Genomic DNA, 15,312 nt, shown 5'->3' with positions numbered 1-15,312 from the left:
TGTCTCCCTCAGTCCGAGGCGCGGTCGTCGCGCGTGGATGACGTTTCGTCCGAATAGCCGGTGTCGTGCCCGGCCCTCAGCAGGCCGCGGATGGCGTTATCCGGCGTTTCGAACAGATTGGATGCCCCGATATTCGCGCTGGCGGCCGACAGGTCGTCCACGCCGCACAAGTGGATGGGCGAACGGATGGCCGGTGCGCCGGCGCGTCCCAGCATCAGGTAGCGTCCGGCAAGGAGGGCCAGCAGCAGGAACAGCGCCGACAGCAGGCCGGGGTGCCAGCCGTCGGTGCCCGGCAGGGGGCCGAACCAGGTCGCGGCGACCGGAGCGATTCCCAACTGCGTTTCCAGAGCGGCGATCGGAACCAGCAGCAACCCCGGCATCAGCCCGACCAGCACGCACCCTGCGGTCAAGACCCCCATGGGCAGCAGCATGATCGCCGGCGCTTCGACCGCGTGTTCCGCCGCGGCCCCGGGCGTTCCCATGAAGGCGGCATGGGCGAACTTGAGAATCGCGGCCAGGGTAAACAGGCTTGAAATCATGGCGAAAATGCCAAGCACGTAATGGCCCGACTGGAAGGCGGCCATATAGATCAGCCACTTCGAGGCAAAGCCGTTCAGGGGCGGAATCCCCGATAGCGACAGCCCGGCGAACAGGAAAATTCCGAAGGTGATCGGCATCTTGCGTCCGAGCCCTCCGAGCTGGTCCAGGGTGGTCGCATGGCTGCCGAGCATGATGCAGCCGGCGGCCAGGAACAGCAGATCCTTGAGCATCATGTGATTGACAAGGTGCATCAGTCCGCCGGCGACGCCGAGCGATGTTCCCAGCCCGAGCGCCAGGGTGATGTAGCCGAGTTGGCAGACGGTGCTGTAGATCAGCAGGCGCTTGATCCCGGTCTGTACCACCGCCATCGCGCCCGCGTAGAGCAGGGTGACGCCGCCGATCACGGCGACCGCGTACATCGGCAGCGCCATGCCGGAGACGGCGCCAAGCCGGGCGAGCGCCGCGGCCCCGCCGAACAGGGCGAATAGCTTGATCACCCCGTAGGGGCCGCTCTTGAGCAATACCGCCGAGATGTAACCCGAGACCGGCGTCGGCGCGGTGGCAGGGTGCATCTGATAGTCGATGCGCAAGGGCAGCATGGCGGCTTTCATCAGCATGCCGAGCAGGATCAGCCCGAGTGCGCAACCGAACCAGAGCTTGGACATGAGCGCAACGGCACGGGCGACGCTGGCGAAGTCGAAGCTGCCGGCCGCCGCGCCGAGCATGCCGATGCCGAGGAACATGAAACAGGCGCCGACGGTGTTGAAAATGAAGTATTTGAACGCCTCGCGCCGGGCATCGGCGGTCTCCTCATGCACGAGGGCGACATAGAGCGTCCAGCTGCTCATCAACTCCCAGAAGGCGAAGAAATTGAAGAAATCGTGGCTGCCGGCCATGCCGAGCAGGCCCGCCATCATGAGCGCGAAGGCGGCGTAGAAGCGCGCTTGGGCATGGCCGTGCGCCATATAGCCGGTGGCATAGGTCATATTGAGCGTGCCGACGCCCGCGACCAGCAGCGCGAAGGCGAAGGACAGGCCGTCGTAGCGTCCTGCCTGGGCGATAACCGCAAGGAAGCTCGCGGCGATGACAACGATGGCCAGTCTGCCGGCGGCGACAGCCGAGCGTTTGCCCAGCAGCCAGATCGCGACCGCTCCGAGCGCGGCGATGCTGGCGGAGGCCGGCCAGTCCAGCACCAGCGACGGCAAGCTGACCGGCAGCAGTCCGCCGCGGGCGGCCATCTGGTCGCCGATGGCGCGGACGATGTCGAGTTGCGGCCCGGGCACGATGCCGCCGGCGAGGATGGCCGCTGCCAGTGTGCCGATGGCGATCAGCATCGACAGCGGCGCTTCACGGACATCGGGTCCGGCATAGGGGTGAAAAAACAGCAGACGCACCACACGCAGGTAGTAGAAGGCCGCGATCACGCTGCCCAGCAGCAGCAGGGCGGCGACTTCCACATGGCCGGCGCTGACTGCCGCCGCGATCATCAGGAACTTGCTGATGAAACCCGAGAACGGCGGCAAGCCCATGATGGCGAAGGTCGCGAGGGCATAGCAACCGGCGCTGAACGGCATCTTCCGGCCAAGGCCGGCCAGATCGGTTATCTGGCGTTTCCCGCTTTGCAGTATGAAGGCGCCTGCGGCGAAGAAGAGCAGGGTTTTCATGACCGCATGGTTGGAAGCGTGCAGCAGCGCGGCGCTGGTCGCCAGGGCGGTGCCCAGCCCGAGTACGGCAACGATCTCGCCTATCTGCGCCAGCGTCGAGTACGCCAGCATGCGCTTGATCTCTTTCTGCAACAGCGCCATCACCTCGCCATAGATCAGGGTCGCACAGCCGAGGACGACGATCACGGTTCCGAGATCGATGCCGCGGCCGGCGAAGCGTGCGAGGGCGGTCGCGCCGAAGACGATGTACAGCACTTTGACCATGCCGAACACGCCGGCCTTGGTCAGAATCCCGGACAGGGGGGCCGAGATCGAGGCCGGCGCTTCCGGGTGCGCGAGCGGCAGCCAGGCATGCATGGGAACCAGCCCTGCCTTGACCGCGAAGCCGACGAACAGACAGAGAGCAGCCAGCGCACCGGCTGCCGGGTCGATGCGACTCATCTGCGCGGCCACCGTGGCGAACTCGAAGCTACCGGTTTGTGCATGCAGCAGCAAAATGCCGAAGTGCATGATATAGGCGCCGCTGGCACACATCAGGAAGTAGATGCGGCCGGCACGGAGCGCCTTCGCGGTTTGCTCGTGCAGCACCAGGAAGTAGGAGGTCCAGGTCATCAGCTCCCAGAAAACGTAGAAATTGCCGAACTCATGGGCGGTGGCCAGACCCAGCATCGAACCCGTCATCAGAAAGACGAAGAAGGTGTAGCGCTGACTGGCGTGGGCATGCTTCATATAGCCGCGCGAATACAGCACGACCAGAAAACCGATGGTGGCGAACAGCAGGGCGAACAAGCGCGAGGCCGGATCCAGCCCCGGCTCGATGGCGGTCATGACGACGGTCGCCGCTGCCACCAGCAAGGCCAGATTGTCGCGGGCGGGGAGCGAGTAGCGCCCGACGGCATACAGTACGAAGCCGCCGATATAGGGCACGAGTACCAGCAAGGCCCAGGGCGACTCGAACTCCGGCACGCGGGCGGCATCGACGACGCCGGCCAGCGCTTCAGCCTGGTGCAGGAAGGGGTGTGGCCAGAGGCTGATGGCGATGGTCAGTGCGGTCAGAATGGCGAGCAGCGGGGCGACCCACATAGGGGCCGTGCGCAGTCTGACGGGGAAGCGGGTCGGTTCCAGGCAGATGCGTTGAATGACAATGAGGTAGTAGCAGGCGGCCACGATACTGGCCAGGGTGCCGACGGCCGCCAACGCCCACTGTCCGTGCTCGATGGCAGCATACAGCAGTAAGAACTTGCTGTAGGAGCCCTTGAATGGCGACAGTCCCATGACCGAGAACATGCCGAACCCGAACAGGGTCGTGACCAGCGGCATGCGGCTGCCGCTACCGGTCAGTGACTCCAGCTGAGTCGACCCGGTGCGCCGGACCAGCCAGTATGCGCTGGCGATCACGAGTCCGCGCATCACCGCCTGGTATCCCAGATGCATGAAGACGCCGGTCTCGGCCGCGGCGCCGCCCAGTCCCATGCCCAGTATCACATAGCCCAGTTCGGCTACGGTCGACACGATGATCAAGCGCGTCAGATTGTTCAGCGAGAAAAGCGCATAGACTTCCCCTGCCAGCAGGAGAATCGCGCCCAGCCATGCGATTGGGGTCGAACCCAGTAGAACCAGGGATGTCATGGTTTTTGCTTCCTGTCGTTCCGTGTTGGATTGCGCTATCGGAAAAGGCGCCGCGCGCAAGCGCTCCGGCACCGCCATGCATTTCTTGACTGGAGTATTGGAGTCGGCGTGTCCTGCCGCCATGCAAACTCGGGATTTGAAAATGGCTTGTGTCAATTCGGTACAGCGATGTCATAACGACGGTTTGCGAAAACCGGCGCGGGCTGCTAGTGTCGGGACCATGCATGAAACAGCCATCGTCTCCGGCCTGATGCGCATTCTCGAGCAGAGGGCCGCAGCGCACGATATCAGCCGCATCGTTGCTGTTACGCTCAAGGTCGGCCGTCTGGCCGCGGTCGAACCCGCGCAGTTGCGCGCCTGCTTCGAGATGTTCGCGGAGGACACGATCGCCGACGGCGCCGAGTTGCGTATCGATACCGTTGCCGTGCGGGCACGCTGCAAGGTGTGCGCAACCGAGTTCGAGGTGGAGCGCTTCCGCTTCGCATGCCCTGCGTGCGCTTCGGGCGATGTCGATGTCCTCAGCGGGCGGGAACTGTATATAGAAAGCTTCGAGGCGGCGAAGGACGACCCCGCCGCTTCGGCTACCGCGGACTGATCATCCCCCGGCATGTCCTCTGTCACGATTTGACACAGCGCTGCGCATCTCGCTGTCTATCCCTTGTTCTGCCCATGGCGTGTGCGAATACTGCGGTAACAGGCAGGGGCGCATGCTCCTTGCCGCGACCCGCGGAGCTCGATGATGAAACGCGAATGCCCGGCTTCTTCCTCCCTGCCTGCACGCATGCGGCTGACGGATTCTTTCGGCCGCGTCATCGACTATCTGCGACTGTCTGTGACCGATCGCTGCAATCTGCGCTGCAGCTATTGCATGCGGCGGGATGTGACTTTCTTGCCCAAGGCGGATGTGCTGAGCCTGGAAGAACTGGATGCGCTGTGCCAGACCTTCATCCGTCTCGGTGTGCGCAAGCTGCGTCTGACCGGCGGCGAACCGTTCGCCCGGTCGGGGATCATGAACCTGGTTGAAGGACTCGGGCGGCGTCTGGCCGACGGCGGCTTCGATGAGCTGACATTGACCACCAATGGTCTGCTGCTGCCGAAATTCGCCGCCGGCCTCGCCCGGGCGGGCGTACGCCGAATCAATGTTTCGCTCGACACGCTCGATCGCGATAGGTTTCGCGCGCTTACCGGCTTCGACGGTCTGGAGCGGGTCGTGGCCGGCATCGACGCCGCCCGCGCGAGCGGCATCGCCGTGCGGGTCAATACGGTCGCTCTCGGCGGCATCAACGAAGACGAATACGACACCCTGCTAGCCTGGTGCGGCGAACATGACTGCGATATGGCACTGATCGAGTTGATGCCCATCGGTGCCGGCACCGCTCGCCCCCAGCAGCGGTTTCTGCCGCTTGACCGCGTACGCCGTCGGCTCGAAGCGCACTGGCGGCTGGAACCCTTGAGCTGGCGCAGCGGCGGACCGGCCGAGTATGTCCGTGTCGCCGCCACCGGCCGACGGCTCGGCTTCATCGCGGCGATCAGCCATGGTTTCTGCCGTGAATGCAACCGGATCAGACTGAGTTGCTCCGGTGTGCTGGTGCCCTGCCTTGCACATGGCGACGGCATCGATTTGCGCCGTCTGCTGCGCGAGAACGGCAGCGAGGCCGCCGTCGATGCCGCCATCGTGGCGGCGGTTCTGTCCAAACCGGAGGAACATCGCTTTTCCGTCGCCCCTGCCACTGTTGCCGCCCCCGTGCGATGCATGTGGCAGATGGGTGGATGAAGGCGGCGCAAGCCGTCGTGAAGTCAACGAGGGATGAATCATGTGCGACAACTGCGGCTGTTCGATCACGGACGCCAACCGGTACCTGATAGCGGCGCACGAGCGTCAGACGATAGAAGTGCTGGAGGATTTGCTGGTCGAAAACGACAGGCAGGCCGGGCATAACCGCGCGCATTTCAATTCGCACGGCACACTGGCGATCAATCTGATGTCGGCGCCGGGCAGCGGCAAAACCAGCCTGCTCGAAGCGACGATCAAGGCTTTGCCCGAGTCGATACGCATCGCCGTGATCGAAGGCGACCTGGAAACCGAGAACGATGCCGAGCGTATCCGCCGCCATGGTGTCGCTGCCGTGCAAATCACGACGGGCATGGCCTGCCATCTTGACGCTCATATGGTGCACGACGCCTTGCACGCTCTCGATCTCGATGGCGTCGACATTCTGTTCATCGAGAACGTCGGCAACCTGGTCTGTCCCGCCAATTTCGACATCGGCCAGCACTGCAATGTACTGTTGCTATCGGTAACCGAAGGCGACGACAAACCGGCCAAATATCCGGTGATGGTTCGCGCGGCAGACCGGGTCGTCATCACCAAGACCGATCTGCTGCCCTATATCGAAGAATTCGACGTTGCACGCGCCCGCGCCGCAATCGAGACCGTGAGCGGCGGGCTGCCTGTCTTCGAACTATCGGCCAAGACCGGAGCAGGCATTGCCGGCTGGATAAACTGGTTGCTTGCCCGGGTCGATGCCAGGCGCGTCGCCGCCCGGTAAGCGCCGGTCTCATCCAAGAAAAAACCCGGGCAGGCCCGGGTTTTTTCAGCGACCGTCACGCCGCGATCATTTGCCGTCGCCACCCACGGTCGAGACCGGCACCCACTTGCCGCCCTTGACCTGATAGATGGTGACCGAGCCATTTTTGATATCGCCCTTGGCATCGAAGGCGATATTGCCGGTCACGCCCTTGTAGTCGGTCTTGCCGACTTCGGCCAGATAGACTTTGGGGTCGGTCGACTTGGCGCGCTTCATGGCTTCCACCAGAATGCGGACCGCATCGTACTCGTAGGGCGCATAGGTCTGGATCTCGGTATTGAACGCCTTCTTGAATTTGTCGTTGAAGGCGGCGAAGCCCGGCATCTTTTCATGCGACAAGCCGCAGCTGGACGCGAACTGCCCTTCGGACGCGCTGCCGGCCAGTTTGATGAACTCCGGGGTCTGCGAACCGTCGTCGCTGATATACGTGGCACTCAGGCCCAGCAACTTCATCTGCTTGGCCAGCGGGCCGCCTTGCGAGTCTTCGCCGCCGAAGAAGACGACATCGGGTTTCACGCTCTTGATCGAGGTCAGGATCGCGCTGAAGTCGGTAGCGGTGTTGGTCGTGAATTCACGCTTCACCACCTGACCGCCGTTGGCCTTGATCGCCTTCTCGACCTGATCGGCCAGACCCTGTCCGTAGGCGGTGCGGTCGTCGACGATGGCGACGGTCTTGGCCTTGAGGGTATGCACGATGAAGTCGCCGAGGGCGGCGCCTTGCTGCACGTCATTGGCGATGTCGCGGAAAGTGGTCTTGTAGCCCTGGGTGGTGAACGCGGGGTTGGTCGCCGCCGGCGTGATCTGCGGAATGCCGGCGTCGGAGTAGATCTTGGATGCGGGAATGGACGTGCCCGAGTTCAGGTGGCCGATGACGCCGACAACACCGGCATCAACCAGGCGCTGCGCCACTTCGGTTCCCATTTTCGGGTCGCCTTGATCGTCTTCCGACACCAGTTCGAACTTGATTTTCTTGCCGCCGATTTCTACGCCTTCGCTGTTCAGATCGGCGATGGCGAGCTTGGCGCCATACTCGTTGTCTTTACCAAGATGGGAGATCGGGCCGGTCAAGGGCGAAACCTGGCCTATTTTCACAACCGTAGCATCGCCTGATGCCGTGCTGCCGTCGGCGGATTGGTGCTTGCCGCAAGCGGCCAGAGCGATGGCCGTGGCCGACAGAAGGCTGAGACGCGTGAATTTGTTCATTGATATGCCATCCAAATGTGTCGTAATGATCTCGGTGTACCGTAATATTCTTATGGGCTAACGGTTCAGCGGGCTGATTATGATTTCACCGGGGGCGTGATGTCAACGGGGTGAGGCGGTGCGGAGGACGCTGGCTAGCGCCTTGTTTTATCGGTCTTTTAAGGATTCTGTCGGGTTGCGCCCCGGCTTGGGGCGGAGAGCTCCGGTTTTTGTCGCGTCGGCACTCTTTCGGAGCCTGACGTGCGCCATACGGGTGCATTGGCGTGCCATTCGTCCGCGGGGCACGGAGTTGAGTTACATCAATATTTTCTGGCGCGGCGCCAAGAAAAAACCGCCGGCTGCGCACCGGCGGTTCGTTCGATACGGGACTGCAGACCCGACTTACTTGGGGCCGCCAACAGTCGAGACCGGCACCCACTTGCCGCCCTTGACCTGATACACGGTAACGGCGCCATTCTTGATGTCGCCCTTGTCGTCGAAGGCGATCTTGCCGGTCACGCCATCGTAGTCGGTCTTGCCGACTTCGGGCAGGTAGACCTTCGGATCGGCCGACTTGGCGCGTTTCATGGCATCGACCAGCACGCGTACCGCGTCGTATTCGTACGGAGCGTAAACCTGGATCTCGGTATTGAATGCCTTCTTGAACTTGGCGTCGAAAGCGGCAAAGCCCGGCATCTTGTCGCGCGGAACGCCGCAGGTCGAAGCGTACTGGCCTTCGGCGGCATCGCCGGCGAGCTTGATGAACTCAGGCGTTTGCGCACCGTCGCCGCTGATCAGCTTGGCCTTGATGCCAAGACGATCCATCTGCTTGGTCAGCGGGCCGGCTTGTGCGTCCATGCCGCCGTAGAATACCGCGTCGGGCCTGGCCGACTTGATCGAGGTCAGAATGGCATTGAAATCGGTCGCGGTGTTCGTGGTGAACTCACGCTTGACCACGGTGCCACCCTTGGCCTTGACCGCTTTTTCGAACTCGTCGGCCAGACCCTGGCCATAGGCGGTACGGTCGTCGATGATCGCGATCTTCTTGGCCTTGATCACATCGACGGCAAAGTCGCCGAGCGCGGTACCCTGCTGCACATCGTTGGCGATGACGCGGAAGGTGGTCTTGAAGCCCTGCTTGGTGTAGTCGGGGTTGGTTGCCGACGGGGAAATCTGCGGCAGACCTGCATCGGAGTAGATCTTGGACGCCGGGATGGTGGTCCCGGAGTTCAGGTGGCCCACGACGCCGGCAACACCGGCATCGACCAGGCGTTGCGCGACCTGGGTGCCGATTTTCGGGTCGCCCTGGTCATCTTCGGAAACCAGTTCGAATTTGACTTTCTTGCCGCCGATTTCCACGCCTTCGCTGTTCAGGTCGGCAATGGCGAGTTTGGCGCCGAATTCGTTGTCCTTGCCCAGATGCGAGATCGGGCCTGTCATCGGCGAGACCTGACCGATTTTCACAACCGTGACGTCGGAGGCGGCTTGAGCGCCAGCGGCGGAAGCGTCTGCGGCGGCGGGTTGAGCGTCATCCTTCTTTCCACATGCGACCATGGTGATGGCCGCCGCTGCAATCAAGCTGAGACGAGCATACTTGTTCATACTGTTCCCCTGTTTTTATCCAAAGCTGGCTTGGCGATCTCTATGTGGCTCACAAATCATTCTTATGGAATAAGTGCGAGCCGTTTTGATTATGCTAAGCACACGTGAAAGGTGTCAACGCGGATAGAGAGCCGGGGAACGCTTTCGAGATCAACCGTTTAGCGCACGGCTCCGTGCGCAAGGGCCCGAGCCAATCTCGGTGCCCCGTCTTGGGGCTTTGCAGGGTGCCATCCGGCCAGCTGCGCACTGACAATGCGCTCGATTGCGTCAATCCAGTGCGTGTTTTGATTGAGGCAGGGTATGTGGCAAAAATGCTGCCCGCCCTGTGTCAAAAATGTCTCTTTTCCTTCCATTGCGATTTCTTCCAGTGTTTCCAGACAGTCCGCGACGAATCCCGGGCAGAAAACATCGACCCGTGACGTGCGGGCGCGCCCGAGTTCGGCCAGGGTCGCGCTGGTATAGGGCTGAAGCCATTTTGCGCGTCCGAAGCGGCTTTGAAACGCGATGCGCCAGGCATCGGGCGTCAACTCGAGCTCGTCTGCCAGCAGCCGCGCCGTCTTCAGGCATTCGCAGTGGTAGGGGTCGCCGCGATCCAGTGTGGCGCGGGGGACGCCATGAAAGCTCAGCAGCAGCACGTCGCCGCGGCCGTTGGCTTGCCAGAATGCACGGACATTCGCTGCCAGCGCGGCGATATAGCCGGGATCGTCGTGAAAGTGTCGTACGACACGCAAATCGGGCAAGGCGCGCGTGCGCACCAGCGTACGAAACACCGCGTCGAGGGCCGATGCGGTCGATGAGGCCGCGTATTGTGGGTAGAGAGGGACGACAAGCAGCCGTTCGACGCCGGCCGCCTTCATGCGCGCCATGGCCGCTTCGACCGAGGGCTTGCCGTAGCGCATGCCGAAATCGATGAGCAGCGTGTCGTCATCGCGCGTCAGGCGTTCGGCCAACTGCCGGGTCATGCCGGCGGTGTGGGTCAGCAGGGGCGAGCCTTCCGCCTGCCAGATGGAGGCGTATTTGGCCGCCGAGCGTCGCGGCCGCAGCGGCAGGATGACGCCGTTGAGCAGAGGCCACCACAGCAGGCGCGGAATCTCGATGACGCGCGGATCGGACAGGAACTGGCGCAGATAGGGGCGCACCGCGCGCGCCGTTGGCGCCTCGGGGGTCCCCAGATTTATCAGCAGGACGCCGGTCTTGCTCTGTGCATCGTGGCGGAACGCAGGCTCGGTGAGGTAGCGCGACATGGGCCGTCCTTTCGTGATGGAGGGGTCATTCTTCGCGCGAGGGCGCAAGTACGGTGCGGTTGCCGTTGGTTTCCATCGGGGAGACGAGGCCGGCCGCCTCCATCTGCTCGATCAGGCGCGCGGCGCGGTTGTAACCGATGCGCAGCTGACGCTGCACCGATGAAATGGATGCCTTGCGCGATTTGAGGACGACAGCCACTGCCTCGTCGTAGAGGGGGTCGGCATCCTCGCCCTCGGCCAGTCCCGCAGCCTCTGTATCGCTGCCGTTGTCGGGGCCGCCATCGAGGATTCCTTCCACATAATCGGGCGCACCGGTGGTTTTCAGGTACTCGACGACCTGATGGACCTCTTCGTCGGCCACAAACGCCCCATGCACCCGTTGCGGGTAGCCGGTCCCGGGAGGCAGGTAGAGCATGTCGCCCTGGCCGAGCAGCGTTTCCGCGCCCATCTGGTCGAGAATGGTACGCGAGTCGATCTTGCTCGAGACCTGGAACGAAATCCGGGTAGGAATATTGGCCTTGATCAGGCCGGTGATCACATCGACCGACGGCCGCTGGGTGGCCAGGATCAAGTGTATGCCGGCGGCGCGCGCCTTCTGCGCGAGGCGGGCGATCAATTCTTCGATCTTCTTGCCGGCCACCATCATCAAGTCGGCCAGCTCGTCGATGACCACCACGATCATGGGCAAGGTGTCGAGCGGCTCCGGGGTTTCCGGGGTCAGGGAGAAGGGGTTGGGCAACTTGCTGCCGGCTTTGGCCGCGTCGCGCACCTTCTGGTTGAAACCGGCCAGATTGCGCACGCCGAGATTGGACATCAGCCGGTAGCGGCGATCCATTTCTCCCACGCACCAGTTCAAGGCATTGGCCGCGTGCTTCATGTCGGTCACCACCGGCGCCAGCAAATGGGGAATGCCTTCGTAGATCGACAATTCGAGCATCTTGGGGTCGACCATGATCAGGCGCACCTCATGCGGGCTGCCCTTGTACAGCAATGACAGAATCATCGCATTGATCGCGACGGATTTGCCGGACCCGGTCGTCCCCGCCACCAGCAGATGCGGCATGCGCGCGAGGTCGGCCGATACGGGCTGGCCCGCGATATCCTTGCCCAGCGCCACGGCCAGCCGCGACGTCATGTTCTGATACCCTTCCGAACCGATGATCTCGGACAAGCGGACAATCTGGCGCTTGGGATTGGGCAGCTCCAGGCCCATATAGGTTTTGCCGGGAATGGTCTCCACCACCCGGATCGAGACCAGGGACAGCGCCCGCGCCAGATCTTTCATCAAATTGACGACTTGCGATCCTTTGACCCCCACCGCCGGTTCGATTTCGTAGCGGGTGATGACGGGCCCAGGGTAGGCGGCAATGACTTTGACCTCGACGCCGAAATCGGCCAGCTTGCGCTCGATCAGGCGCGAAGTGTACTCCACCGTCTCGGCCGATACCGGCTCCTGCTGCTCGCGCGCGGGCTCGAGCAGCGCCAGTCCGGGCAGGGAGGCATCGGCCGGATCGGCAAACAACGATTGCTGCACCGGTTTTTGCAATTTGGGCGCGACCGGGACGTCCATCGATTGGGCTTCGATGCGGACCGGCGGTTTTTCCTCGCTCTTTTTCTTCTCCGTGCTGACTTTTTCCTCGCGCCGCTGCGCATGTTCGCGTCCGATCTCGCGGTCGCGGCGCGCCTGGACACCGCGCCAGCAGGCGAGGGCGCCTTCCTCCAGCATGCGGCCTATCCATTCCATGATGTCCAGCCATGATAGCCCGCTGAACAGCGAAAACCCGATGGCGGCCAGCACCACGAGCAGCATGGTGGCGCCGCCCAGACCCAGTACGCGAGCCGCCGAGGCGCCGAGAAAATGGCCGAGCATGCCACCGCCCGACAGCGGCAAATTAGAGAGCCGGGCGCCGAGATAGATGTCCTCCAGGGCGGTGCTGGCGAACAGGAGCAGTATGAAGCCCCACAATGCGGCGACCGTCATCGGATTGAAGCGGAAGCCCTGTGTCTCGAGCCGGCGATAGCCCCATACGATGGCGACCAGGCAGAACACGACCAACCACCACGCGGACAGGCCGAAGGCATAAAGCAGAAGATCGGACAGCCAGGCGCCGAACGCGCCGCCATAGTTGCGTATCGTCGGATCGGGCGAGCTGTGCGACCAGGATGGGTCCTGTGTGGAATAGCTGGCCAGAATCAGCACCAGATAGACAGCCACAACCGCCATCAGCAACCACCACGCCTCGCGCAGCAGTCCGGCCAGCCTTGGCGGCAGGGTCGTCTGATGATTGCGTACCACCGCCTTGCGTTTGAACAGTCGCATATATTACTAAGTGACCTATGACAGCGGAGGATTATAGCGTGAACCTGGCTGCTTGCGGTGTTACCGGGGATAGAGTGCGCCCAGAATGCGCAAACCGCGAGCACCGGTGGCCGACGGCAGGTTGCCCGCTTCGCGGCGCAGCAAACGGCGCGCGAGCCAGCCGAAGGCGGCGGCCTCGACCTGCTGCGGCGGCAGACCCAGCGCATCCGTGGTCGCTATGCGCTGTTCGGGCAGCGCCACCGCGAGTTCACGCATGAAGCGGCCGTTGCGCGCGCCGCCGCCGCAGACGAAGACCTCGCGGCAGTCGGGCGCGTGAGCGTTGACGGCAGCGGCCACACTCTGGACGCTCAGCGCGAGCAGGGTGGCCTGCACATCGGCGCTGGTGGCCGAAGGTTGCGCCGCCAGCTTGCGGTCCAGCCAGTCCAGGTCGAACAGGTCGCGGCCGGTGCTTTTCGGTGGCGGGGCAGCGAAGAAGGGGTCTGCCAGCAACGCGTCGAGCAGCGGGCGCACGATATTGCCTCCGGCCGCCCAGGCGCCATCGCGATCGAAGCGCGCGCCGAGATGGCGCTGGCACCAGGCATCCATCAGCATGTTGCCCGGGCCGCTGTCGAAACCGAGGACCTCGCCGTCGGGGGCGAGTATGGTCAGATTGCTGATGCCGCCCACATTGAGGATGACGCGGCAATGATCGGGGTGGCTGAACAGGGCATGGTGGAAGGCCGGAACCAGCGGTGCGCCCTGTCCGCCGGCGGCGACGTCGCGGTTGCGGAAGTCTCCGACGACGTCGATATCCGTCAGTTCGGCCAGCAGCGCGAGGTTGCCTATCTGCAGGGTGTAACCGAGCTGCGGCGCGTGGCGTATGGTCTGGCCATGGCAGCCGATCGCGCTGACGTGCGCCGCACTGATGCCGGCCGCATGGACGACGCCGCCGACCGCCTCGGCGTAGAGGGCGGCAAGGCGGTTGGCGAGGCGCGCGGCGCGCGCCAGTTCGTCCTGTCCCTGAGGCTGCAGTGCGAGAATGCGATGCCGGATATCGTCGGGGTAGGGAACGCTGTAATCCGCGACGATAGTCATGAGTCCGCTGTCGTCGAAGGACAGCATGACAGCGTCGACACCGTCGAGGCTGGTGCCGGACATGAGGCCGATATAAAAGTCAGTCATCAATCCACCTGGGCGATATGGCCCGGAATGTTGTTCAACAGCGCAAGTTGCCGGCCAAGCCGGGCGCTGTCGCGGGCAAAGGCGACGCGCTGCGCGGCATCCAGTCGCGGCGCCTGCAGTCCGCCTGTCGTTGGGTCGACGCGTTCGCCGTTCAGGCTGACCTCGAAGTGCAGGTGTGCGCCGGTAACGCGCCCGCTGGCGCCGACATGGCCGATCAGCTGGCCCGCGCGAACCGCGACGCCGGGACGGATGCCGGGGGCGAAGTCGTTCAGATGGCCGTACAGGGTCGTCAGTCTGGCTGAATGGCGGATGAGCAGTCTGTTGCCATAACCGTTTTCTTCACCGGCCTGAGCGACGACGCCATCGGCCGGTGCGACCACCGGGGTGCCGGTCGGCGCGGCATAATCGACGCCCTCATGCATGCGCAGGCTGTGCAGCAACGGGTGGACGCGCAGGCCGAAGCCGGAACTGATGCGCGCCCCTGTGACCGGAGCATGGCTGAACCCCTGTTTCAATGCATGCCCGGCTGCATCGTAGAAGGCGCCCGACTCGCTGTCGTGAGCGAAATAATACCCTTGCCAGGTCTTGCCCTTGCGCGTCACGCGCGCAGCGAGAAGGGGGCCGGTCGCGATCGGACTGCCCTGGTACAGCTCGCTGCGGTAGATGAGTTCGACGCGATCGCCGGGACGCAAGCGCGACAAGCCGGCGGCGTCGCTGAACATGTCCGACAACTGCGTGCCGATCTCGGCCGGAATCCGCGCACGGGACAGGGCATGCGCCGGATCGGCGCCGATCGCGATGGTACGCAAGGTCTCGACGGTCTGTGCCTGCGCCGGGTCGGCACTGACCTGCCAGCGGCCGTCGTGCTGACGGTTGAGCATGATCAGCGTCTTTTCTCCGGTGTCTTCATCGTCCAGGAAGCGCAGGCCGTACAAATCGCCGTTGTCGTTCGTTTGTACCGACAGGGTGGCGCCGGGCTTCAGTCGCAGCAGCGGATGCGCCAGTGTCCTGTCGTGGATCAGCGCCCGGGTTTCACTGTCGCGCACGCCCAGCCGGTTGAGGAGTCGCGACACGGTCTCGCCGTTGCGAACCTCTTCGTTGCGCCAATAACGCGTACTATCGTCATCGAGGTGCAACTCGGGCAGCGCGAGGCTGCGCGTCACGACTTCAATGCGCGGTTCGGCTTGCTGCTCGCCGGTTCCGGGCACCAGAGCGAAGGCGGCGACCATGCCCATGCAGGGCAGGGCGGCACCCAGCGCAAGCCAGTTCAGGGTGCGGCTGGACAGGCGCCGGATCAGGTTTTGCGGTATTTTCAGCAGTTTGCGATAATTCATTGTCGGGAAGGGCAAAGAAAACGGTCGCTGATGGCGAAAATGGCGCCA

General features: G+C 63.5%; 10 protein-coding genes. 3 read left to right on the top strand and 7 right to left on the bottom strand.

The genetic code is table 11. The annotated features are described in order from the left end of the window. Positions 1–8: 8 nt before the first annotated feature. Positions 9–3,833 (bottom strand): proton-conducting transporter transmembrane domain-containing protein, encoded by a 3,825-nt coding sequence (locus G520_RS22000; RefSeq protein ID WP_051229258.1) that lies wholly within the window; start codon positions 3,831–3,833, stop codon positions 9–11. A gap of 220 nt (positions 3,834–4,053) precedes the next feature. Between G520_RS22000 and hypA the strand changes: the two genes are divergently transcribed. The 3 genes from hypA to hypB all read left to right on the top strand — a co-directional run bounded on the left by hypA (position 4,054) and on the right by hypB (position 6,382). Further along, positions 4,054–4,428: a hydrogenase maturation nickel metallochaperone HypA gene (gene hypA, locus G520_RS0107460; RefSeq protein WP_028535103.1), complete on the top strand. Its 375-nt coding sequence runs from the start codon at positions 4,054–4,056 to the stop codon at positions 4,426–4,428. Positions 4,429–4,569: 141 nt separating this feature from the next. Continuing rightward, complete coding sequence (gene moaA / locus G520_RS21995; protein WP_211222784.1) at positions 4,570–5,607, top strand: GTP 3',8-cyclase MoaA; 1,038 nt, start codon at positions 4,570–4,572, stop codon at positions 5,605–5,607. 40 nt (positions 5,608–5,647) lie between these two features. Beyond that, positions 5,648–6,382 carry a hydrogenase nickel incorporation protein HypB gene (gene hypB / locus G520_RS0107450; RefSeq protein ID WP_028535102.1) on the top strand — a complete coding sequence of 245 codons (735 nt, stop codon included), beginning with the start codon at positions 5,648–5,650 and terminating at the stop codon, positions 6,380–6,382. A 66-nt stretch (positions 6,383–6,448) separates the two neighbouring features. On the opposite strand, the gene G520_RS0107445 is transcribed toward hypB, so the two are convergent. From G520_RS0107445 to G520_RS0107420, 6 genes are all read right to left on the bottom strand, one after another. Continuing rightward, the gene (locus G520_RS0107445; protein WP_028535101.1) at positions 6,449–7,624 is read right to left on the bottom strand and encodes a branched-chain amino acid ABC transporter substrate-binding protein; all 1,176 of its coding nucleotides are present in this window, start codon (positions 7,622–7,624) and stop codon (positions 6,449–6,451) included. 381 nt (positions 7,625–8,005) lie between these two features. Further along, positions 8,006–9,205 carry a branched-chain amino acid ABC transporter substrate-binding protein gene (locus G520_RS0107440; RefSeq protein WP_028535100.1) on the bottom strand — a complete coding sequence of 400 codons (1,200 nt, stop codon included), beginning with the start codon at positions 9,203–9,205 and terminating at the stop codon, positions 8,006–8,008. 158 nt (positions 9,206–9,363) lie between these two features. Then, entirely contained in the window at positions 9,364–10,449 is a 1,086-nt protein-coding gene (hemH, locus tag G520_RS0107435) for a ferrochelatase (RefSeq protein WP_028535099.1), read from the bottom strand. A 25-nt stretch (positions 10,450–10,474) separates the two neighbouring features. Next, positions 10,475–12,769, bottom strand: coding sequence for a DNA translocase FtsK (locus G520_RS0107430; RefSeq protein WP_028535098.1), 2,295 nt, complete (start codon positions 12,767–12,769; stop codon positions 10,475–10,477). 60 nt (positions 12,770–12,829) lie between these two features. Next, positions 12,830–13,930: an anhydro-N-acetylmuramic acid kinase gene (locus tag G520_RS0107425; RefSeq protein ID WP_028535097.1), complete on the bottom strand. Its 1,101-nt coding sequence runs from the start codon at positions 13,928–13,930 to the stop codon at positions 12,830–12,832. Continuing rightward, positions 13,930–15,264 carry a M23 family metallopeptidase gene (locus G520_RS0107420; RefSeq protein ID WP_028535096.1) on the bottom strand — a complete coding sequence of 445 codons (1,335 nt, stop codon included), beginning with the start codon at positions 15,262–15,264 and terminating at the stop codon, positions 13,930–13,932. Before G520_RS0107420 ends, G520_RS0107425 begins: the two co-directional genes overlap by 1 nt. Positions 15,265–15,312: the final 48 nt, after the last annotated feature.

The sequence above is a fragment of the Paludibacterium yongneupense DSM 18731 genome, from assembly GCF_000422925.1.
In the GTDB taxonomy this organism is placed as follows: Bacteria; Pseudomonadota; Gammaproteobacteria; order Burkholderiales; family Chromobacteriaceae; genus Paludibacterium; species Paludibacterium yongneupense.
Note: the sequence above shows the minus strand (reverse complement) of the source record. Positions and strands in the feature narration are given on the sequence as shown.

Bases quoted from the DNA above. Each gene is read 5' to 3' on its own strand.
- hypB (WP_028535102.1), top strand. From the start codon at position 5,648: ATGTGCGACAACTGCGGCTGTTCGATCACGGACGCCAACCGGTACCTG.
- moaA (WP_211222784.1), top strand. From the start codon at position 4,570: ATGATGAAACGCGAATGCCCGGCTTCTTCCTCCCTGCCTGCACGCATG.
- G520_RS0107440 (WP_028535100.1), bottom strand. From the start codon at position 9,205: ATGAACAAGTATGCTCGTCTCAGCTTGATTGCAGCGGCGGCCATCACC.
- hemH (WP_028535099.1), bottom strand. From the start codon at position 10,449: ATGTCGCGCTACCTCACCGAGCCTGCGTTCCGCCACGATGCACAGAGC.
- G520_RS0107430 (WP_028535098.1), bottom strand. From the start codon at position 12,769: ATGCGACTGTTCAAACGCAAGGCGGTGGTACGCAATCATCAGACGACC.
- hypA (WP_028535103.1), top strand. From the start codon at position 4,054: ATGCATGAAACAGCCATCGTCTCCGGCCTGATGCGCATTCTCGAGCAG.
- G520_RS22000 (WP_051229258.1), bottom strand. From the start codon at position 3,833: ATGACATCCCTGGTTCTACTGGGTTCGACCCCAATCGCATGGCTGGGC.
- G520_RS0107420 (WP_028535096.1), bottom strand. From the start codon at position 15,264: ATGAATTATCGCAAACTGCTGAAAATACCGCAAAACCTGATCCGGCGC.
- G520_RS0107445 (WP_028535101.1), bottom strand. From the start codon at position 7,624: ATGAACAAATTCACGCGTCTCAGCCTTCTGTCGGCCACGGCCATCGCT.
- G520_RS0107425 (WP_028535097.1), bottom strand. From the start codon at position 13,930: ATGACTGACTTTTATATCGGCCTCATGTCCGGCACCAGCCTCGACGGT.